14 protein-coding genes are annotated in these 23,937 nt (G+C 36.0%); 8 read left to right on the top strand and 6 right to left on the bottom strand.

Annotated elements, in window-relative coordinates; genetic code table 11:
* Positions 1–716 precede the first annotated feature (716 nt).
* Together JNG87_RS12080 and JNG87_RS12075 are read right to left on the bottom strand one after the other, a co-directional pair.
* A complete protein-coding gene (locus JNG87_RS12080) occupies positions 717–1,262 on the bottom strand; it encodes a hypothetical protein (protein ID WP_202838653.1) in 546 nt (181 codons plus the stop codon).
* Positions 1,263–1,448: 186 nt separating this feature from the next.
* The gene (locus JNG87_RS12075) at positions 1,449–2,879 is read right to left on the bottom strand and encodes an exodeoxyribonuclease VII large subunit (RefSeq protein WP_202838652.1); all 1,431 of its coding nucleotides are present in this window, start codon (positions 2,877–2,879) and stop codon (positions 1,449–1,451) included.
* A 325-nt stretch (positions 2,880–3,204) separates the two neighbouring features.
* Here JNG87_RS12075 and JNG87_RS12070 point away from each other — a divergent pair, with 325 nt between their 5' ends.
* The 4 genes from JNG87_RS12070 to JNG87_RS12055 are packed head-to-tail and all read left to right on the top strand — an operon-like array spanning position 3,205 to position 11,693.
* Positions 3,205–4,785 carry a T9SS type A sorting domain-containing protein gene (locus JNG87_RS12070; RefSeq protein ID WP_202838651.1) on the top strand — a complete coding sequence of 527 codons (1,581 nt, stop codon included), beginning with the start codon at positions 3,205–3,207 and terminating at the stop codon, positions 4,783–4,785.
* Positions 4,782–7,766 (top strand): hypothetical protein, encoded by a 2,985-nt coding sequence (locus JNG87_RS12065; protein WP_202838650.1) that lies wholly within the window; start codon positions 4,782–4,784, stop codon positions 7,764–7,766. The genes JNG87_RS12070 and JNG87_RS12065 overlap by 4 nt, the downstream gene beginning before the upstream one ends.
* Positions 7,767–7,768: 2 nt before the next feature.
* On the top strand, positions 7,769–11,323 hold the full coding sequence (locus JNG87_RS12060; protein WP_202838649.1) for a DUF6443 domain-containing protein: 3,555 nt from the start codon (positions 7,769–7,771) through the stop codon (positions 11,321–11,323).
* A gap of 1 nt (position 11,324) precedes the next feature.
* Positions 11,325–11,693: a hypothetical protein gene (locus JNG87_RS12055; protein ID WP_202838648.1), complete on the top strand. Its 369-nt coding sequence runs from the start codon at positions 11,325–11,327 to the stop codon at positions 11,691–11,693.
* 312 nt (positions 11,694–12,005) lie between these two features.
* Here JNG87_RS12055 and JNG87_RS12050 read toward each other — a convergent pair whose 3' ends face one another.
* Genes JNG87_RS12050 through dinB form a run of 3 tightly spaced genes read right to left on the bottom strand, consistent with a single transcriptional unit; the run spans position 12,006 to position 16,865 of the window.
* Complete coding sequence (locus JNG87_RS12050; RefSeq protein ID WP_232720565.1) at positions 12,006–12,617, bottom strand: alpha-ketoglutarate-dependent dioxygenase AlkB family protein; 612 nt, start codon at positions 12,615–12,617, stop codon at positions 12,006–12,008.
* Positions 12,618–12,643: 26 nt separating this feature from the next.
* On the bottom strand, positions 12,644–15,697 hold the full coding sequence (locus tag JNG87_RS12045) for a DNA polymerase III subunit alpha (RefSeq protein WP_202838647.1): 3,054 nt from the start codon (positions 15,695–15,697) through the stop codon (positions 12,644–12,646).
* Between the two features lie 19 nt (positions 15,698–15,716).
* Positions 15,717–16,865 (bottom strand): DNA polymerase IV, encoded by a 1,149-nt coding sequence (gene dinB, locus JNG87_RS12040; RefSeq protein ID WP_202838646.1) that lies wholly within the window; start codon positions 16,863–16,865, stop codon positions 15,717–15,719.
* Between the two features lie 61 nt (positions 16,866–16,926).
* Between dinB and JNG87_RS12035 the strand changes: the two genes are divergently transcribed.
* From JNG87_RS12035 to JNG87_RS12020, 4 genes are all read left to right on the top strand, one after another.
* The gene (locus tag JNG87_RS12035; RefSeq protein WP_202838645.1) at positions 16,927–17,706 is read left to right on the top strand and encodes an XRE family transcriptional regulator; all 780 of its coding nucleotides are present in this window, start codon (positions 16,927–16,929) and stop codon (positions 17,704–17,706) included.
* A gap of 30 nt (positions 17,707–17,736) precedes the next feature.
* Positions 17,737–17,955 (top strand): hypothetical protein, encoded by a 219-nt coding sequence (locus JNG87_RS12030; RefSeq protein ID WP_202838644.1) that lies wholly within the window; start codon positions 17,737–17,739, stop codon positions 17,953–17,955.
* Between the two features lie 239 nt (positions 17,956–18,194).
* Complete coding sequence (locus JNG87_RS12025) at positions 18,195–19,592, top strand: DUF3945 domain-containing protein (protein ID WP_202838643.1); 1,398 nt, start codon at positions 18,195–18,197, stop codon at positions 19,590–19,592.
* A gap of 22 nt (positions 19,593–19,614) precedes the next feature.
* On the top strand, positions 19,615–21,684 hold the full coding sequence (locus tag JNG87_RS12020) for a type IA DNA topoisomerase (protein WP_202838642.1): 2,070 nt from the start codon (positions 19,615–19,617) through the stop codon (positions 21,682–21,684).
* Positions 21,685–21,882: 198 nt separating this feature from the next.
* Here JNG87_RS12020 and mobC read toward each other — a convergent pair whose 3' ends face one another.
* Positions 21,883–23,883, bottom strand: coding sequence for a conjugal transfer protein MobC (gene mobC, locus JNG87_RS12015; RefSeq protein WP_202838641.1), 2,001 nt, complete (start codon positions 23,881–23,883; stop codon positions 21,883–21,885).
* Positions 23,884–23,937 lie beyond the last annotated feature (54 nt).

Genomic DNA, 23,937 nt, shown 5'->3' with positions numbered 1-23,937 from the left:
TGGAAATATTAAGTGAAAAAATATAATTAAACGCTCAAAGAATAAGTAATTCTGATCTTGAAGAAGCCAACAAAGTATTTAGTAATTTGCAACCCTTATATGATTCTTCCTGGCAAACAGGCTCGCCATAAAATTGGAATTATCAGATAAGAAAAAAGAAATTTTCGCTAATTTTGTTGATGCCTTAACATTAATAAATTATAATACCCCTGGTTATTTTGAGGTAGCTCCTTCTACAACTGGCAGACTATTTCATGCCTCTCTGCCACAATTGGTTTTGGAATTGCTGCTGCCTGCTTAGCCACTGTTGAAGTTGGTTCCTGGGGTTCTGCAACAGTATTAACATGTGCAGGATATGTTTGGGCTAGCGGAGAATGGGTTGCTGCATGCAGAAAAAAATAAATAATATGATAAAAATAAGTTTAAAAATACAGTTTGTATTATTACTGATCTCCCTTTTTTTTATAGGGCTCGGTATTGAAACTATCATAGAGGAGAAAGCTTATTCCGGTACTGCCTTACTTAAACAGCTATCACATATTGGCCCTTTTGCCATAAGTAGTATTATCTTAATCAGAAACATCTACTATAAGGGGAATAAAAAAGAGCAGGGAAGACATTAATTTATATTATAAACACTCCACATTAAATAGTGGAGTGTTTCTTTTTAAGCAACAATAATAGCCGAACAATATCAATGGTTTTGCATTTTAAAACTAGATCTTTAAAATCTTTTTGATTTTTTCTTTTCCTTTTTTCGAAAATCCAACTTTTCTTAATCCATTTTTAGAATAAAACTCTCTTTCCTTAATCTCAGGATTAGAAATTAATTTATTGCAACTTTCACTTATATTTATATATCCTACAACTTCATCTTTTATATTATAAAGGATCAATGAATAATCAGTATCAAAACATGCTACATCTTCTCCTCCGTAGGTTTTTGGATTTTTAATAGTTCCCAGAAAATCATCAATATCTTTTCCATTAATGGTTTTTACGTAATCAAAGCAAGAAGATAGCTGATTATCGTAGATTACTGAAACCGCCTTATTTTGATTACAATAGTTTTGTTCATTAAACTTATAAAGTTTCATATAATGTACGGCGATTGAAAAAAGATCTTTGCCCACATTTAGGACAAGACTATGATCGCTTTTCTTGATTGTTGAAGAAACTCCTTCTATTTGGGAGTCTTTCTTCTGACATTGATACAAAACAACTGAGAATAACAGTACTGTTAAGATTTTAATATTTCTCATAATTATCGTATATACATCCTACCCTTTCTTGTATTGATATCATCTATTTGATATATTGTCAAAAGGTTATGAATAAAATGTTTTACTTATTATCCACTTGACTGAAAGGGATTCAAAATTTAAATATGTATTAATAATACTATTAACTTCTGTTATTTTACTATTTTCCATAATGAGTCTGTGGCGTTAAAATATCTTTGCCAATAAATACCCTGTCATTAAAGCTATAACACCAGCGATTACAATCTTTATATAATCTGTCTTACGATTTTTAACCTCTGTATTCAGTCTTACATTCTCCTGGTGCAAGGATTCCATTCCAGCCATTAAAGTTGCTGTCTTCTCATTAATGAGGGCCTGCAAATTTTTTTCATGCAATACCGCAAGTTCCTTTTTATAATCTTCCATTTCCTGCTGTCTCTGTTTCTGTTGTTCTGAAAAATTTTTCTGCATTTCCTGAAGCTGTTTAGATGCAGATTCCTGAAACTTCTGGAATTCATCATTCTTTTTTGAAAGCTGTTCAGTCAAGGTTTTAACCTGTTGACCGTGCTTTTCAGAGAGATCCTTTTTTAACCTTTCTACTTCCTCATTACGAACTTTAAGCTGCTCAGTAAAAGCTTTCACCTGATTTTCTGATTGTTCTTTAAAAGTCTTCTGAGCTTCTGTGAATTCATCATTTTTCTTTTTAAGCTGCTTCTCCAGTGTCAATACCTGTTGTGCAAACTGTTTGCTCACATCCTTTTTAACTTCATCAATCAGTAATGCCCTTGAATTTGATTTTTCATGAGATAATTTTTCAGCAATGGAATGCAGCCCTGCTCCATAATCATGCGGAAGATGAAATCTTTTATCTGCAAGCTTATCCAGCAAAGTTTCATCTACTGTATGCCCTATTGCAGTTACAGTAATCGCTTCCAAAGTAATGAACAATTCTGAAAGCACTATATCATTGAAAACCTCCATACTTTGCCGGTCGCCTCCACCTCTTACCAGCGCAATAATATCATATCCTGACTCTGAAACCTCCTCAATTTTTTCAGCAATGGATGTTGATGAAGTTATACTGCAGGTATATTCCGAGATCTGAAAATACTTCTGTGAAATATCCAATCCCTCTGCAAAGTCTTTTTGTACAATGGCATTATTTCCATAAATATTAGCAATTCTGATCGGCTCATCTTTGAGAAGTTTGTTCCTGATGATTGACTCAAGATCTTTAGATCCTTTTTCAAGCTTTTTCTGGATAAGTTCATATCTCTGTAGTTCTTCTTCTGAAATTGCCCGTTCTTCCTGCTGGATAATCTCATCCACGACGAAGCGCAGTTCTACAGATGAGTTTTTAATGCTTTTTTCAATATATCCTCTAAGAGTATATATATCATTATTTTCAATTTTACTCCTGAGTAATGCTGATATTCTAATACCAATAGAAATAGTATCAGACTCCGAAAACAGATGATCATAATAGTAATTCCCATAGGCTTTTCCCCCTCCGAATGAATATCTTCCCTTAAGATAAATAAGATTAACAGTTGCATTCAGTTTTAATGCATTGTTAAATAGTCCCAGCACTGATCCCGGAGAATAAATCTGATAAGTGGGTTCATTTCCGTGCATATATCCTCAAAATTAAATGATGCCAAAGGTATTACTATTTTATCAAATACAACCTAGATCATATAATTGTAATTAGTGCTTTTATTAACACATTGATTTTCGAATCTAAGGACAATCAACTTATTGAGCGTAACAAAGATTAAAATTTCAAATCATCATCATTTAATAATTTCAACCCTCTCTTTTCTAAGCTCTATCTATCTCAGAGCTTGTTACTTTCCTACATATTAAGAATTAATATTGTCTTAAAAGAAAGATAATATTGGGTTTCATTCAATCTTTTTTCAAAGTGTTAATTTCGGAAAAACATTGAAAAGAATTAACCATGCAAAAACTCTATGTAAGTACACTTACTTTGTGTACAATTTTGGGCTTATCTGCTCAAGAAGTAATTTGGCAAAAAGATATACAATCCTCTACCCAGGATTTTTTAAGCCAGATTACAACTACAATTGACAAGCAACATTTAATTAGCGGGAGCTCAATTCAGGGAGGCAGTCAGAAAATAAAAAACCGCAGTTTAAATGTAAGGCCTGTTCAATTGGAAACTCCAAAGCAAAATAATGGCTATGATTTCCACCTGATAAAACTCAATCAGCAGGGCGAGCAAGTGTGGGAAAAATTTTTTTCCGGTAATAATCACGATTTTTTATCTGCAACTGTGAGCACTCAGGAAGGAGGTTTTTTCCTTGCAGGAACTTCATATTCAAAAAAAGGACTTGATAAAATGGAAGATTCTATAGGAGGATCTGATATCTGGGTTATAAAGATCAATGAATTTGGAGAAGAACAATGGCAAAAAACTATAGGCAGTCCTTCTGATGAAGAAGCCAGAGCGGTTATCCAAACTACAGATCTGGGATTCTTTATTGCCGGAAATGTTCAAAATTCAGAAAAAGGATATGGTTCAAAAGATATCCTAATTATAAGAATGAATAAGAATGGAAAAGAATTATCTCGTATTCTAATGGGAGGAAAAGGTCTAGATGAAGTAGAAAAAATGATCCCCACAAAGGACGGAGGAGCGCTATTGGGAATTTATTCCAGAAGTAATGACGGAGGTACCAAAAAGACAGAAAATTTTGGAGAAGGCGATTACTGGATCGTGAAATTGGATAAAAACGGAAAAGTTGAATGGGAAAGAAATTTTGGAGGAATTGGTGATGATCATTTGAGAACGTTGTCCTTAACTTCAACAGGCTACATCATTGGTGGAGAGTCCCGGTCAGAAAAGTCAGGAAATAAGACGACAGGTGTTGAAAAAGGTACAGATCTTTGGCTCATTTCTTTGAATGATAACGGTGAAGAACAATGGCAAAAATCCTACAATTTTGGAAACCGTGATATATTGATGGGGATGAGTATTTTATACTCTTCTGATAACACATCTTCAAAAGGTATTTTGTTAGGCGGTTATACTCAGGCTGAAAATAATATAGAAAATGATGATGAAACATTTTGGATATTATATGTGGATCAAAATGGTACAGAGCAGTGGAGAAAATATGTTACTGGAGAATCGAGAAAAGGAAAAGAAAGACTGTCTGATTTAAAACTGAATAATGATGGCTCAATTATTTTAGCAGGTATTAGTGGTGAGGAATTAGGAAAAGAGAACTGGAAAATTGTAAAGTTAGGAGATAAACAAGTGGATCAGCTGATTGAAAAATACGATATCAAGATCTATCCAAATCCTGTTTCTGATTATGCTTATGTAGAAATCGGCTTTGACTTCAAAGAAGCAGATATTCTTTTGTATGATATGAGTGGTAGACAACTTCAAAATATAAAAACAAAGAACAGGGTGACCAAGATTAATACTGAGGCACTTATTCAGGGAGCCTATCTGGTTGTTATTAAAACCGATATAAATAAAACTGCTAACGCCAAATTAATAAAACAATGAGAAATAAAATAAGCATTTTAGTTATCATATCTATTTTAGCAACGAATTATTTATTTTCACAAATTAAAGTCTTTACAGATAATACCTTAAAGCCATCAGTTTCTACAGAATATTTTGGAAAGATTAATAATTATTCAACTGTAGATAATAAAGGACGTTTTAATAAAATAATTGATATCGCGAGTTTAAAGAGCGGTGATTTGAATTACGACTTATCTGTTTCTTATTCGAGCAACGGATTAAGGCTTAATGATTGGGGAGGTGCCTTGGGATTATTGTGGCAACCTCAGTTTACGTCCTTGATTTATAGAGTCGTTCGGGGAATCCCCGATGGCAACTCTCAGAAAGTAGATTATCTGGGAGCCTTCAATTTAAATGAGTATCATGCCATACGCGATATCTACGAAGCGAAAATAAATAATAATATTTCAGGCAAAGATGGTGAATGTGATATTTTTTATTACAATATAAATAATCTGAAGGGGAGTTTTTTTATTAAAAATAGTCAAGTTTATTTGCTGAATTACAGTGAAAAAGTCAAAATAGAAATAGCAACAAATCTTGAATCATTTATAATAACAGACAAACAGGGCAGAAAGTATTATTATGGACAAAATGACTGTGCAGAATATGCTTCCATAACTTCATATTGTGATCCTGACTCAAGCCCACAGACTCCTGTTAAGACAGCCTGGTTTTTAACTAAAATAGAAGATACAAATCTAGCAAAAAGTATCAATTTTACATACGATACTTTCTATAGTAATTATCCTGAGAATTACTCAGAATCCAAAAATATTAAAACTGTAGTATATGGAGGTGATATTCCAGCTGGATATCCATATGGCTATGATCTAGAGTATTTTTTAAGAGATGGTCATTGTGTTACGATAAAAGATGTTAAAACTAAGTACATCAAAAAAATTCAATCTCCAGATTTTACTGTAGACTTTTCCTACAAAAGCAGGGATGAAATAGGAGGGTTCTTTTTTGATAAAATAGAAATTAAAAATACCAACGGCGTCATAGTAGATAAGGTAAAATTCAATTATTTGAAGGTTGGAAATTACCTTCAAAATGTTGAGATCGCGGAATTGGGGAATTCTACTCCAGTAAGATATTTTTTACAGAATATAATATTAGGTTTAAATCAGGATGAAATTTACACATTTGATTATAACAATCCCGGTGGTTTAGCACCACGATTTACAAGAGGTCAGGATATGGCAGGTATTTATAATGGATATACCAATGAAAGTTTATTACCCAAAGAATATTATTCCCAGGTTTTAGGACAGGTAAACCCAACTACCCAACAAATAAATTTTGCAACAGGTATAAGGAAAACTCAATTTCCACATTCCCAATATGGGCTTTTAAGCCGTATTACCTATCCTACCAAAGGAACGGAAGAGATTTTTTACGAACCCAATACCATTATAAAGGATCCTGATACAATAGAGAGTATTCACTACGGAGTTCGTCCACAGAGAATTGAAATAAGTGATTTAACCGGAAACAAAACAATTAAATCGTATTTGTATAAGAAAGCTGAAGTTAATCCTTCAACAAATAAACTTGAATTAGGTAATATTTCATCTTTTTATTCCGAAGATGACGGCTTTGGGGGGTATCTGACAGAAGGTTATGTTACAGGATACTGGCCATGTAACCAAGGTGGATTTCCATGTTTCTATAAATATAAATATTATAAAATGAATTCAGATAAGAGATACGACATCAACGCTTTCCAAGGTGATTTTATTGCTTATCAAGCAGTTACCGAAATCATTAATAATACCCGGTTTGAAACAAAAAAATTTGCTGTAATGGAGGATTTTCCTGCTGCACCAATGTTGGGGTTCAGTAATACATATCTTCCTTCTTATGCTAACCATTGGAATGCTAATTTAATGTTTAATAAAATTGAGGGAGAAATTAATAATGGAGATTATCTTATTAAAAGAACTACTGATTACAGTTATAATTATACAGATATTTTGAATATTGAAAACTATGTTGTTGATCGTGATTATATTCCTGAAACTTATTTTTCTGATCAATATTATTTTTTAAATTTTGACGCTTTTTCAATAAGCAGGTACAATTTAACAAGCAGATGGCTCAATAATGTTGGTCAAAAAGAAACCGTAATTTTGGATAATGGAAATAAAATTATTACTAACAGTGTAAAAGAGTACTTTAACGCAGATAATTTCAACAACTTAAAAAGCCAGACGACTACTTATCAGGATGGAAGCACCGATAAGGAACAATATGAATATGCGAAGGATCTCTATGGGACGGGAGATCTGGTACAAAGGAATATGATAGGATTACCAATTGTAACCACTAACTACCATAATAATGTTCCTATTTCAAAATCAAAAGTAAGCTTTAGTAAGGATTGGTTAGGACACGAAAAGTTATTGCCACTACAAAAGCAATCAGTTTTATTAAATACAATTAATGGTTCCAACGAAGTATATCAAAATGAAATTACTTATGACCAATATGATACTAAAGGTAATTTATTGCAGTATACGACCAAAGATGGTATCCCTGTAACCATAATTTATGGTTATAATCAGACCCTGCCAATCCTTAAAGTTGAAGGGATTTCTTATACGGGCTTGATGGATGTTCTGGGAATGGATGATAACATTGTAAATTATAATAATCTTGAGATTTGTCAGAAATCAAATAATGACATTGATAACGCTAGTGAAGATGCCCTAATTTATGCATTAGATAATATACGTCAGAACCAATTTTTAACAGGTACCCAAGTTACGACATTTACTTATGATCCTCTTGTTGGTATCACTTCAAAAACATTACCGTCAGGTACAAGAGAAAGATATATTTATGATTCTGCAAATAAACTTAAAGAAATCAAGGTTCTGGAAAGAGATATAAATAATGATAATAATTATACCTATAGGACAACACAAGAATTCAATTACCATTATAAAAACTAACAATGATGAAAAAAATATTAATTCCTATAGGTATATTATTAGTGAATGAATTTGCCTATGGACAACTTTCTCCTCTTGAAAATTATGTTCAGATTAAAACATACCTCGATTATCCTGCGGGCCAAAATGCCAAAGTAGAAGAGACTGTACAGTACTTTGACGGTTTAGGCCGATCGAAACAAATTGTTAGTGTGAAATCTGCCCCATCAGGAAAAGATTTAGTGGTGAAAGTACCGTATGATGAATTTGGGCGAAAAGTAGATACTTGGTTTCCCGTTCCGATGAATTCCTTAAATGGAGGAATTCAATCGGGAGTTGACGGACAGGCAGCAGCTTTTTATGGAGATAGTTTTTCTTTTTCTCATTTGGATGTTGAAAAATCTCCATTAGATCGCATCTTGTCTAAAAAGAAGCCAGGTCTAGATTGGCAATCACACCCTGTTCAATACAATTATGATACGAATGGTAATGGAGACAGTGTAAAGAAACTTATCACGTTAAGTACCTGGCCAGATAATGCCACAAAATCAATCGTCAAGACTGGTGATACTTTGATATATTCCACAGGACAATTAACTAAAACCTCCATAACAGATGAAGACGGAAATGTTATAATTGAATTCAAAAATGGATCAGGTCAGATAATTTTAAGGAGAAAAGTATTATCTCCAACAGAAAATGCCGACACTTACTATGTCTATAATGAATATAATCAGCTGGCTTTTATTATTCCTCCCAATGCCGCATTTAAATTCTTTCAGGAGATGTCTGCAGGAGGAGATGAAGAAATTCCTTCCGATATACTAAACAGCTTATGTTATCAATACAGGTATGATAATAAGAGTCGTTTAGTAGAGAAAAAGTTACCTGGTAAAGGATGGGAATATATGGTATATGATAGGCAGGATAGATTGGTATTAACTCAGGATGCAAATTTAGGGGCTGAAAAAAAATGGCTTTTTAAAAAATATGATCAGTTTGGAAGGGTTGTTTATACTGGAATTTATACAAGTACACAAAATTATAACAGCACTGGAAGATCAGCAGAACAGGCTAATGTTGATGCCCGAGGCAGTAATAACACTTCAAGGACCTATTCAAACAGTACTGTCGGCTTTACTTCTACCGGTATGGATGTGTATTATTATAATAATTCTGCAAGCTATCCAAATTCCATTACCTCGCTTTTAACTATTAATTATTATGACAGCTACCCTTTGTATAGTTTTAATCCTCCTACTCCATCCAATGCCGTTAAAGATGATTTTGTGCTTAAGAAAATAAGTACTAAAGGCTTTCCTGTAATGAGCTTTGTTAAAAATATTGAGGATGACCGCTGGACTAAAAACTATATGTACTATGACGTGAAAGGCCGTCCTATCAGCAGATATAGTATAAATTATCAGGATGGTTATACTAAAACAGAAAGCGAACTTAATTTTGCAGGATTAGCTACCCATACGACGACGACTCACAAGTTAAGGCCCTCTAATCCAGAAGTCGTTATTAATGAGTCTTTTATTTATGATAATCAAAATAGATTGATTGTTCATAAACATAAGGTTGGAAACAATACCGAAGAGATATTAACTCAAAATACATATAATGATATTTTGCAGCTATCCAATAAGAAAGTTGGAGGAACAATATCAGCCCCTTTACAAGATATTGATTACAAATATAATATACATGGACTTCTGACGCAAATTAATAACACCAATGATTTAAATAGTAAACTTTTTGCTTACTCCATAAAATATCAGAATCCAGAAAATAATGTTTCGGGTCCATCAAAATTTAATGGATTAATTTCGGAAATTGACTGGCGTACTTCAAATGATGATACGAAAAGACGATATGGATTTCAATATGATAAACTAAACAGACTGCTAAAGGCAACATACAGTAAGCCTACTATAACGACTGCTCCTGGTGAACATTATAATGAAAGTGCTACCTATGATATTAATGGAAACATTAAAACAATGTTAAGGTTTGGCGGTACTGATAATGGGAATAAAATGAGAATTGATGATATAGCGTATACTTACAGCGGAAATCAACTAAGCGATGTTTGGGATTCCAGTGGTAATGGTTTAGGTCTTGACGGAGGAGATATGATGGGATATGATGACAACGGAAATATGATATCAGATAATGCACATTTTATTTACAAAATAAAATATAACCATTTAAATCTTCCTTATGATATTGAAAGATTTGAAGGTGCTGTTACGTATATTTATTCAGCGTATGGAGAGAAATTATCTTCAATGAATATTATGACTGAAACCAATGAAATTACAACCAGAGATTACATAGATGCTTTTCAATATGAAAATGGAATATTGCAATTTATTCCTACTTCAGAAGGATATTATGATTTTGTAAAGAATAAGTATATTTATAATTATACTGATCATCTTGGCAATATCAGACTTAGCTATACAAAGAATGCTAATGGAACAGGAGTAGACGTTCTAAGTGAAAATAATTATTATCCTTTCGGTTTAAGACACGAAGGATATAATAATTTAAATGGAAATAGCAGTTACAAATATATGTTTAATGGAAAAGAATTACAAGACACAAAAATGTATGATTACGGTGCTAGGTTTTATATGCCTGATATAGGAAGATGGGGTGTTGTTGATCCGTTAGCTGAAAAATATCCTGAAATGACTCCTTTCAGATATAGCTTTAATAATCCCATTAATGCCAATGATCCTACAGGAATGGTTGATGACTGGTATAATGATAGTTTGGGAAATGTCTCCTGGCATGATAGCCAAGAGGATCAAATCACTGGCAGTAATGGAGAAACTCTTAATCGACTTGGAAAGTCAGGTTCATATGTTAATGTCAATGGTGGATTAACAGTTCTTAATGAAAATGGTACTGTTACAGAAGGAGGGGTTACATCCTTATTGCTTTTACCAAGTAAAATGTCAAATGCAGCTATGGGAGGACCAATAATCAGTACAAAAGGATTTAATGTTTTTCTTTCAAGCTTTGATACAACAAAATATGAAAAACCATCACCATTTCGGCTTCCAAGCCCCGCCTTAATGGACCCAAGTGCAAAAATGTTCAGATATTATGTAGATTATCTGGCGGGTAAATCTGCATTTAACGGATTAAGAAGTATCCTGCTTTATAAGCCAGCACCTACAGCATTACTTACTGGTTCAGGAGGTGGAGCGCTGGAAGGATTAGGAGTTCAAATGCGTATTCCTTTAGGAACAACAAGGGTTGGACATTGGTCTCCTTTATCATCTTATAATCAAATGGTTGCTTCAGGCTCAACCATTGTAGAAGATGGAGGGATGACATTTTTTGCTATCGATGGACCTAATGGTTGGAATGCTGCTCCAAAAGGATGGGTGTATTCGGAAATGGATATACCTTCAAGTGCATTAATAGATGGAGGCCAGGCTAATTGGTTAAAAGCAGTTCATCCAGAAGCAGGAGGCAGTCAAATGTATTTACTTCAAAAACAAGGAGGCTTTGTTACTCCACCAGCTTTTAATATTACACCACCACTAATTACAAAATAATATGGATGAAGCTTTAAAGACACTTCAAAACCTAATGGACTATATAAATAAATATAGCATTACAGAAAAAGCAAATATCAAGACATTAAATACAACAATACTTGGGAGTTCAGGATTTAATTTTAAATATGAGTCTAATAAATTGAGTATTAATATTATGTTTTGGGATACTGGGGTTGTTGATATCTCATCAATTTTTGTTGATAAAGATGAGTTATCCAATAGTGAGGAGATAGTGTTTGTAATATTTAATCCTAGTTCCTGGCAAAATTTAACAAAAAAAATCCCTGATGAATCAATCTCTGTACTAAACAATAGTGTTGAACAAATTATGGTGTGTTTAGATCAAAACTTATCGAGATGGTGCTAATATCTTAATTATTTATAACATTAATTAATGGAGTGACATAGCAGTTTTTCAGCAGAGAAATCCACGGAAGAGATCAATAAAATGAGGGGTGCCTAAAAGCATCCTTCATTGTTGACAATTAGACATCTTGTTTCTATAGGACTTTATATATAGGCATATTGATGATACTTAAAAACAGTTATCATCATTTTATTTATCTTGCACAATATCGTTGTATCTTTTGAAGCAATTTGTCAAGCAGCAATCTCAAGGCTTCTATCTTGAAAACAGACGGAACTAATAATGAAGCATTAATTCAATATTTAAGCAAAATTAAGAATCAAGAACTAACCTGAACGTAAGATTAATCCGCTCTTTCATGGGTATTATAGATTTAGCTATCCGATGTTCCCAGTTCTCCTGCAAATCGCCTTTCATGATAAGCAGAGAACCATGTGGAAGCGGTAAACTATATTTACTGGCATGATGATCTTTTTTCCTGAAATCAAAGTTTCTGGTTTGCCCAAGGCTGATAGAGGCAATCACAGGCCGTCTGCCATACCGGCTTTCTTTATCTCTATGCCATGCCACCGAATCATTATGGTCTCTGTAGAGATTTAATAAAACTCCATTAAACTTACAGTTAAACTCTTTTTCTATCCTTTCCTTGAGCAAGAACAGTTCAGGAGTCCATGGATTCCTCGCCCTTTGTTTTTCTTGAGCACTATAATCTTTTGAATCCCCATACCATGCTGTTAGCCGTGGAGTCAATATCATTTTATCATACATTTTCTGTGTACGCTGTTCCCATGGCGCGGTATTGAGCAGCTTATCTTTTAACTGATCAGCTTGCTCTTTACTTAGAAAATGCTCCCTGTATTCCAAAAGATCCTTTGGAAATTCATAGAACGCTTCTGTATCGAATAAACTCAACTGATTCATCATTCTTATTATCAAAAATTTTACTATTACTACTGTATCTTATGTCTTGGCAATCCAATCTCATGGGCCTGCGGATAAGGTTCTCTATAGGTCATGCTTACATCTTCCCTGATCTGCCTGTGGATATCATATTGTTTTTCTTTATCATAAGCATACCTTGGATCAGGAATCATGGGCATCTTTGCCATTTTATGAATGGTAACGGTAGGAAAATGAAAATCGACTTCCACGGTTCCCAGGAGCAGATAACATCCGCCGCCCTGAAAATCGTATTTCTTTAGACTGTCAGGAAAATGAGCCGTATCAAAATAATCTCCGTTAACATCGATCCATGTTCCAAAATACATGGTGCCTTTCTTCGTGGGTACATGCTTTCTTGAAATCAGATACGCCAGCATTTTAACCTGCTGTTTATGAAACTTCAATAAATCCTTCACCAAAACAGAACCCCGGTATCGGCTCTGTAACAGATCAAAAGGGCTGCATGAAACAGGAAACCCAATGAGTTCAATTTCATCAAAAGCATCCTCAAACTGCTCCCGTTTTAATTCAGGAAGCTTAAATTCCTGAACCGGTTCCTCAATCAGCATAAGCCCTCTGTTTTCAGGCTTAAAGTTAACAAGCAGGACTCTCGCCTCCACAAGGAGTTCATTTTTAGGTTTACCTGTAAACCGGAATGCCCCGATAAAAATTAAGGTCTGTACAGTTTCAATACCAATGGGAACGCGCCTTATAAAGTTTTCCAATGAGGTATATACTCCATTGGTTTCCCTTTCCTCAATAATTCCGTGGGCAATCCTTGTTTCCAGCCCCTCCAAAAGCATTAATCCCAGGTAGATATCCGTCCCTTTCAGTGTTGTCTGATATTCACTGGTATTAATACAGGGAACCTGGATATTTCCGCCTGACATTTTTGCTTCATGAATATAGACTTCAGTTCTGTAAAATCCTCCCTGGTTATTAATCACTGACACCATAAACTCCAAAGGATAATATACCTTTAAATACAAACTCTGATAACTCTCTACTGCATACGATGCCGAATGGGCCTTACAGAAAGAATACCCTGCAAACGATTCAATCTGCCGGTAGGCTTCAGCGGTCAACAGTTCTGAATGGCCCTTCTCTTTACAGGATGCAAAGAAATTATCCTTCACCTGCTGAAGCTTTTTAATTGATCTTCCTTTTCCGCTCATGGCTCTTCGTAAGATATCCCCGTCCGCTAATGATAATCCTCCAAAGTACTGGGCAATCTTAATCACATCTTCCTGATATACCATAATGCCATAGGTTTCTTTCAGATGCTCTTCAAATACCGGATGAAAATATTCAAACTGATCCGGATGGTTATGCCTGAAAATATATTCCCGCATCATTCCGCTCTGAGCCACTCCCGGGCGGATAATGGAGGAAGCAGCGACCAGTGTTCTGTAATTATCACATTTCAGTCTTCTTAAAAGACCGCGCATCGCAGGAGATTCTATATAAAAACAGCCGATGGTTCTTCCTATCGCCAGATATTCATTGGTTTTTGCTTCATCTTTTGACAGTGATGTATCGCGGATATCCACAGCGATTCCTTTTGTTTTCTTAATAAGAGCTACCGTATCATTGATGGTGCCCAGTCCTCTCTGGGAAAGAATATCAAATTTTTCCAGCCCGATATCTTCTGCCACATTCATATCAAACTGAACAATCGGAAAGCCTTTGGGAGGCATTTCAAGTGCCGTATAACTTGTAATGGGTTCTTCAGAAATCAGAATTCCACAGGAATGCATGCTTCTCAGATTGGGAAATTTCTCCAGCAGCTTACCATACTTTTGTACCATCCGCACTACCTTGTTCCTGTCATGGTCTTCCATAGGCTTTGTCGCCAGATCATCCAGTTCTTCTTTAGGCAGTCCAAACACTTTTCCCACTTCTCTGAAAATAGACCGGTATTTAAACTCCACATTGGTTCCGCAAAAGGCTACATGATCTTTTCCATACCGGTCAAAAATATACTCCAATATCGTATCCCTGTTCTGCCAGCTCCAGTCGATATCAAAATCAGGAGGAGATTTCCGGTTAAGATTTAAGAAACGTTCAAAATACAGGTCCAATTCCAAAGGACAGATGTCGGTTATTCCCAGACAATAGCTTACGATAGAATTGGCACCGCTTCCCCTTCCCACATGCATAAGTCCCAAACTATTGCTGTAGCGGATAATATCCCAGGTTATTAAAAAATAAGAACAGAAATTCAGTTCATCAATCACTTTCAGTTCTTTTTCCACTCTTAATCTGGCCATTTCATGATGAGTTCCGTATCTTTTTTCCAGTCCTGAATACGCCAGCCTACGAAGTAATTTTACATCATCTGATTTTGATTTTGTGTAAAACTGTTTATTCTTTACCTTCTTAAAATCAAATTCAAAGTTGCATTGTGCCAGCATTGCTTTTGTTCTTGAAACAATCTCTTGATATCTTTCAAATGCCTTTACAATCTCCTTTTCAGGAATAAAATATTCCGATTCTCTGCAAATATCTCTTTTAGTGAGTTTTGACAATAAGGTATTATGATCAATGGCCCTGAGTATTTTATGCAGCTTATATTCCTCACCAGTACTGAAAGTAACGGGATGCAGGACCACCATCCTGGGAATCAGTTTCTGGTACTCGGGTCTTATTAAAAAATTCAGCTCTTCGATTCTTACTCCTATGCATTCATTTTCCTTTAATGACCCAGGAATATTACTCATAGGATACACAACAAAGACATTTTTAAATTCCGGCGCTGTTTCTGAAAGTTCCTTGCCGTCACAGTTATGCTGAGTAATAATCCTATTGACCTCTCCTATTCCTGAAAACTCTTTTGCAACAGCAATATACAGCAGTTTGCCTTCCTTGCGCACCTCAACGCCTGCGATAGGTTTAATACCCACCCGTTCACATTCTTTCTTGAAATCATAAATACCAGTAACGGTATTGATATCCGTCAGTACCAGCTCTGTACACCCTGATACAAAAGCCTGCTGCACTAATTCCTCTATGGATAAGGTCCCATATCGGAGGCTATGAAAAGAATGACAATTCAAAAACATTGCTTAAAAATTTAAAGTTCTATTTTTCAAAATCAAAACCTGATGCTCTGCCAACTGCTCCCATACCATAGCGGTTTTTCAGATAATCCATGGTCTGGTATAAATTCATCTGTTCCTCGGTATCTTCAAACAGATTCATCTGGTGATTTCCATGAACGAGGCCTGTAAAACGAAGTCCCACCAAGCGTAGCCTCATTCTTCTGGTATACACTTTATTAAATAATTCCAGAGCCACTCTTGACAGAGTGTGATCTGCAGAAGTGTAGCAAACTTTGCATTGTTTGGTTTCGGTATCAAAATTGGCATACCGAATTTTTACAACTACTGTGGATGTCAGCCATTTTTCCTTTCTAAGCTGATACGCTAACTGTTCCGCCATTCCCGATATCAGCCTTTTCAACTCCAGGACATCCATGGTATCATTCGTAAAGGTCCTTTCCGTAGAAATGGATTTTCTTTCAGAATAAGGAACTACAGGATTTTCATCAATTCCATTGGCTTTTTTCCAAAGTTCTTTCCCATTAACACCGATCATCTGTTGTAAAACCAGAACAGGCATTTCAGATAGCGTGTGAATCGTCCGGATCCCTATTCTTGATAGTAACTGAAAAGTCTTGTCTCCCACCATCGGAATCTTTTTAATGGATAATGGATTTAAAAAAGGTTTGATCTCCAAATCTTTAATTTCCAGCCTGCCCACCGGCTTTGCTTCTCCTGTGCCTATCTTTGAAACGGTTTTATTGGCAGATAAGGCAAAGCTTATGGGAAGTCCTGTTTCTTTGGTAACAGCTGACGCAATTTCCTGTGTCCACTGATAGCAGCCAAAAAATTTATCCATACCTGAAAGATCCAGATAAAATTCATCAATACTCGCCTTTTCCATTACCGGAACTCTTTCCTGGATAATTTCAGTCACCGTATGTGATAAATTGGAATACAGCTCATGGTCTCCCCGAATAACTTTTGCATCAGGGCACAACCGGAGTGCCATTCGGATCGGCATAGCAGAACGCACTCCGAATTTCCTTGCTTCATAGGAACACGATGCTACCACTCCACGGTCACCACCTCCAATAATCAGGGGGATTCCGTTAAGCTGAGAATTATTACGTCTCTCACAGGATACAAAGAAAGTATCCAGGTCCATATGTACAATCGCCCGGTTCACGTTACAAAATTAGATACTAATTGTATCATTTTTTATATATTTGCAGATACAATTTGTATCAATGTCAATTTTTTCAGATAACATCAGGTTTTTAAGGACTCAGAAAAAATTATCCCAGCAGGAACTGGCGGATAAAATTTTACTGAGCAGGGTCCGGTATTCAAAATATGAGGACGGGCGTTCGGAAGCCCCCTACGAAATACTGATCAGAATTTCAAAATATTTCAATCTCAGTATTGATCTGCTCCTTACAGTGGATATCAGGAAATATCCTTTAGAAGATGTATTGAGACTTCCGGATAATAGAATTGTTCTACCGGTTGTCGTTGATCAATTAGGTAACAACAGTATTGAAATTGTTCCCCAAAAAGCCTCCATGGGATATTTATCAGGATACAGTGATCCTGAATATATTGAAAGCTTACAGAGAATTTCACTACCCTTTCTGACCAACGGAAAATACAGAGCGTTTCCGGCAAAAGGCGATTCCATGCCGCCCTTTAAAGACGGTTCTTACATTGTCGGGAAATATATAGAAAATATCAAGGATTTAAAGTCCGGCAAAAGTTATGTTTTCGTCACCCTGAATGATGGGATCTCTTATAAAAGACTTATCTCTTTGAATGAAAAATCAATAACCGTAGCAGCTGACAATTCATTTTATACACCTTATGATATTCCTTTCGGAGAAATCGTTGAAGTATGGCAGTATGCTTCTGGAATATTTCCTGAAGATTTTGAACCTGAGCTTTTTGAAAACTATAATGTGAAGGAAATACTGCTTGGGATTCAAAAAGATATCCAGATACTTGATGAAAAGTTTTCAAAAAAATTAGATTAAAACAATTTACACTATCCCATTATTATAACTATGAATATCTCCTATTACGATTTTCAGAATTTAACCGATCGTCAGACACAATATGAACTTGTACTAACTCATGGACGCATCATCAGTGAAAGAATGGTTTCCCAATCAAGATATGTTTTGTATGAAATTTCAAATTTTTCGGTAGAGCTGATCTATGACAACATTCATAATAAAATTATTGGTATGAATCTTTTTGAAAAGCACTCCAGGTATAGATAAAAATCCTGTTTCATTATTCATGAAACAGGATAAAAAAACACAAATGATGAAAAAAAACGTCTCGATCGAGACAGCTTAAAATTAATTATTTTTTTATAATAACAAAAAATACTAGTAAAATAAAATAGTACTTACCTCTATTTACCAGACAATTACAGCCAAATATTCCCACCCACTTCCATTTTAAGCTTATACCATCTGATACCCCTAACTTCAATGTTAAATCAATATTTAACATTATGGAAGATATAGCAAATACTCAAAATCCTGATCCTGCATTAATCAATACTCTACTCGTCTTAAACCCTAAGACCCACAAGATTGAAGCAGTAAAGACAGTTGATGAAAAAGGCGATCTGAAAACAGTACCCAATACACAGAAAAACCAAAATCAGTTTTTAAAAATTGATAAACAAGGCGATCTGTTCTCCAATTTTTTCTCCAACTTCCTCAGCCAGCTCAAAAATCCGACTTCATTCTCCTTTTTTACCTCTCCACTCAAAGAATCTGAAAACATTGGAAAACAAATTGAGCATCACCTCAAACATCCCAGCACTGAGGGTGAGAAATTTCTGAATACCTATACAATAGTAAACCCAAACACCAATACAATGAGTACAAATCAATTCTCAGAAAAAGAATATCAGTATTCCCCGGAGCAGATTGACTGGGATATGATGTCAAAATTTGGACTGACACAGGAAAAATTAGAAAAGGCTAATGCCCTGGAACCTATGTTAAGAGGATTCAAAACCAATGGGCTCGTTCCCATCAGTCTTAATCTCGGAACAGCGCTTATCCGGATAGATGCCCGCCTTTCGCTCAATACCAATGAAGCCGGTGATGTTATGATTAATCTCCACGGTATCAGAAAAGAGCCTAATTTCAATTTTAAGTTCCTGGGTCATGAATTTACCCCTGAAGACCGGAAAAATTTAATGAAAACCGGAAATATGGGACGTGTTGTGGATCTTGTCAATCCAAAGACCCAAGAAATCATCCCTTCCCTTATCAGCAGGGACCGGCTGACAAATGAACTCGTTGCCTACAAAGTAGAAAACATCAGAATTCCTGATGAAATTAAGGGAATCCGGTTAGATGAAGCCCAAAAGCAAACGCTGATAGAGGGCAAAGCATTATATCTGGAAGGGATGATCTCTACTAAAGGGGAACCTTTCAATGCCCATGTCCAGTTTAATGCTGATAAAAAGTATGTCGAATTTCTTTTTGATCATAATCAGGATCAGCAAAAATCTCAAATCTATTCACAGACTGAGATTCCAAAAACATTCAGAGGCAAAAATTTAGATGACGATCAATATGAACGACTTAAAACCGGGCAAACGATCTATATTGATGGGCTTCTGGATAAAAAGAGTCAACCATACCAAGGGTATATCACCCTTAATAAGGAGAACGGAAAGATCGACTTCTCATTTCAGAACCCTGATAAAATCCAACAGAAGGCGAAACCTACTCACGAGCATGCAACTCAGACAGCAGTGAATTCGGAAGGTAAAACCAACGAAGCGACCAAGCATTTGAAAGAGCCTTTACAGAAAGGCCAGCAGACACCTAAAGACAAAAGCCAGATAAAACAGGGCAAAGCTCAGCCCCGCGCAAGAAAACGCCTATAATACCCACTTCAATTAATATTATATGAAAGCAGTATTAACAGAAAAACCAAGTGTTGCCAGAGAAATAGCGATGGTCCTGGGAGCAACAGAAAAGAAAGATGGATATCTGACAGGTAATGGCTTTGCCGTTACCTGGGCTTTAGGTCATTTGATTACACTGGGTATGCCTGAAGATTATGGTATTTCAGCGTTTAGAAAACAGACTTTACCTATTTTACCTGATCCCTTCAAGCTGACCATCAGAAAAGTAAGAAAGGGTAAACAACTGATAGCTGACCCTGGCGCATCCAAACAGCTAAAAGTCATAGAAAAACTGTTTACATTATGCGACAGCATCATTGTTGCTACAGATGCAGGAAGAGAAGGGGAACTGATTTTCCGGTACATTTATGAGTACCTGGACTGTACACTGCCATTTGAAAGATTATGGATCAGTTCCCTCACCGAAAAAGCCATAAAAAAAGGTTTTCAAAACCTGAAGCCGGGTCATCTGTATGATGGATTGTTTCATGCCGCCCGGTGCGGAAACAGAGCCGATTGGTTACTAGAAATCAATACCATGCATGCATTAACTATAGCAGCAGGTGATGGCTTGTACTCACTCGGAAGGCTTCAGACTCCGACACTGTCCCTACTCTGTAAAAGTTACCAGGAACATAAAGAGTTCACAAGCCAGCAATACTGGCAGATTGAGCTCATGCATCAAAAAGATTTTATGGAGTTCAAAAGTTTTGGAGTGCTCAAATTCAGCGGGAGAAAACAAGCTGAAGACTTTGTAAAATCATTAGAAAGAAACGGAGTGACAGCAACAGTCAACTCCGTTCATTCACAAACTATAACCGAACATGCTCCCCTTTTGTTTGATTTGACCGGCCTTCAAAAAGAAGCGAATAAAAGATTCAATTTTAGTGCTGAAAAAACGCTTAACATTGCCCAAAGCCTCTATGAAAAAAAATTCATTACCTATCCACGAACGAACTGCCAATACATTCCGGAAGATCTATGGACGGACATCCACGACCTTGTAAGAATACTGCAGGAACAAGAGCCTTATAGAAAAATCAGAAGCTGTATTATCTCGGGAAACTTCAATAAAAACATTGTCAATGATGATAAAGTAACCGATCATCATGGATTGCTTATTACAGAAAAAATTCCTTCAGCACTTACTGCAGAAGAAAAGGTGATCTATGATCTTATTGCTTTTCGGTTACTTGAGTCCCTTTCACAATCCTGTATCAAGGAAACCACAGCGGTCAGCCTACAGGTACTTCATTATGACTTTACTGCTAAAGGATATACAATATTACAAGCGGGCTGGCGCAGCATCAATGGAATCTTTTCTGATGACATTGAACCGCTCCAGCAACTTCCTGAATTAAAGGCAGGAGCAGAACTAAAAATCAAAACAATGGTGATTCTGGAAAATAAAACCCAGCCTCCCAGCCTTTATACCGAAGGAGCCTTGCTTGCTGCCATGGAAAGTGCAGGAAAAGACATTGAAAGCACAGAAAAACGAAAAGTTGTAAAGAATATCGGAATCGGCACTCCGGCAACAAGAGCTTCCATTATTGAAACACTGATTGAAGAGGATTATATCAGAAGAGAAAAAAGATTGCTTATTCCAACTGACAAAGGTTTAAAGGTCTATGACTTAGTAAAGGATAAACAAATCGCAGACGTTTCGATAGCTGCAGAATGGGAACTGTTCATGCAGAATATTGAGAATAATAAGCTAAGTGCTGTGGAATTTCAAAAGAACATAGAAAATCACACGAAGACTATTACGGAAGAGCTACTGCAGATAAAAATTGAAAGACCTCAGCTCCCCGGCATTGTATGTCCCAAATGTAAAACCCAGCCACTGATTATTGATGATCACATTGTTAAATGTCCCGATATGCATTGCAGCTGGCATCAACTCCGAAATATCTGTAGTGTCCGGATCGAAATATCCGATGTCGAAAGGCTTATTAAAAATGGCAGAACCTCACTGATCAAAAATATGAAAAGCAGATCAGGTAAAACTTTCAATGCTTGTATCATCCTTAATGAAAAAGCTGAAAGCGTATTAGAGTTTGAAGAAAAATGATGAAAAAGCAATTAAATACTACCTATTTTCTAATCTCAAAACAATCTAACAAAAAGCAAACCTGATTAACAATACAACGCATAGATACAGTAAATCGGAAAAAAGAATTATTTGTTTTAAATTTGCACCTGATTCTCATGTTTAATTTGAGTTTTCATGGTTATTAGTTTTTATCCCCGGTATCCGGGGATTTTTACTTTATTCTTTAGGTATCAAATGCTGTAAGTCAGGATCAGCTTTAATTCGTTCCATTTCTTTTTCAATAATCTTAAAAATGTCAAATTTCACTTTTTTATAGTTCTCTTCAATCAGCTGTTTCATCATATCTTCTCCTTTTTCGTTCACAAATGATAAAATCTCAGGTATCGGCTGATAAGACTTCATTTCCTGAGCTACTTTTTCATGATCAACAACAATCTCGGCATGAAACATTTTCTGTTCTATACGCTCATCAAAATTATCAGATACAGCTCCTACAAACATTCCCTGACTTAATGTTGAGATTTTGGATGCTGGTATTAAGCTATCCAATTGAGTAGATATGGACATGGATTGATCATTCCGGTTGATGGTCATGCTCTGTCTTTTCTGTAAGACCTTTCCAAAACGTTCTGAGAGATTTTTAGCAGTATCTCCTACCACTTGTCCGCTGAATATATTGCCTACGGTATTTTGAATCACTTTACTTTCTTTGTCCCCGTAATCTCTTGTCAGCTGCGAAAAATCCTGAAACCCCAGGCATACCGCTACCTTATTGCTTCTTGCCGTAGCAATGAGGTTATCCAGTCCCCGGAAATAAATAGTGGGAAGCTCATCAATAATGACTGAACTTTTTAACCTTCCTTTTTTATTGATGAGTTTTACAATCCTGGAGTTATACAACCCTAGTGCCGCTGAATAAATATTCTGGCGGTCAGGATTATTTCCGACACATAATATCTTAGGTTCTTCAGGATTATTGATATCCAGTGAAAAATCGTCACCGGTCATTACCCAATATAGCTGAGGGGATATCATCCGTGATAAAGGAATCTTGGCAGAGGCAATCTGTCCCTGGAGCTGATCCTGCGCCCCGCCCTGCCATGCATCCATAAAAGGGGAAAGATAATTTTCCAGATCAGGATAGGAAGTCAAAATGGTAAAAACATCGGAATACTTTTTATTCAGCAGTTCAATAGCATGCGGAAAAGTACAGTATTTGCCATTTTCATACATTTTCAAAAACCAGATAATCGCTGCCAAGAGAATGATGGGCGATTCTACAAAGAAGTCCCCCTGCTTCTGGATCCAGCTCCGGTTCAGATTCAGCATGATGGTGTATGCTGCTTCATAAGCGTCCGATATATCCGTCATAAAACCGGGATGCAAAGGATTACACCGATGGCTTCGATGGGGATCATCAAAATTAATCACATAAAACCTGGGTTTTACTTTATACTTGTTATGATGTTTAAGTAAATGGTTATAGGCAATGGTCGAGAGGTCGTCAAACTTAAAATCGTAGATGTACATAGAAAAACCCTTTTCAATCTGCTGTTTGATATAATTATTGACAATGGCGAAGGATTTCCCGGATCCGGGCGTCCCCAGGACTATGGTTGCCCGGAATGGATTCACAATATTAATCCAGCCTTGATTCCATTTTCCTTTATAATAGAATTTAGTCGGAAGATTGACTGAGTATTCATTTTTCATCAGCCGTGTTTCCTGCATGAAACTTTCATTCTCATTATTGAAGACATCTTCCATCAGATTATTTTTTAATAACCGGCTTACCCATGTCCCTGCCATCATCAAAAAGATATACCCTTCCAACATTGAAATCATGTAGAGGATGTTTCCTATACCTCCAGGCCACCTTAAAAGAAAGGTACTGAAGAAAAACAAAACGAAACCCATTCCCAGAAAACCCATAATCTGAGTCCGTGTGATTTTATCATTTTTTACCCCTTTGGTTCCCAGGCAGCTTAAAGCGAGCAAGAGAATGATGAAGACCTTCGTATATAAAGGATGAGAAAATAGTCCTGCCGTTCTCTGGAAATTCTTCAGTATGGCATTCATGACTTCCAGTGTCCACCCATTGTCCAGAAAAAAGGAGTAACAGTACCAATAGTAATGCATCAGCAGTATGACAATACTGACCGCCCGCATGAATGCCATAATTCTGGCCAGTCCTCTGAGATCATCTTCACCTTGCATAAACAATTCGTATTGGTTGGGACCATGAATGTACCGGTCTGTTGAGTTCTTGTT

Source organism: Chryseobacterium cucumeris, assembly GCF_016775705.1.
Taxonomy (GTDB): Bacteria; Bacteroidota; Bacteroidia; order Flavobacteriales; family Weeksellaceae; genus Chryseobacterium; species Chryseobacterium cupriresistens.
Note: the sequence above shows the minus strand (reverse complement) of the source record. Positions and strands in the feature narration are given on the sequence as shown.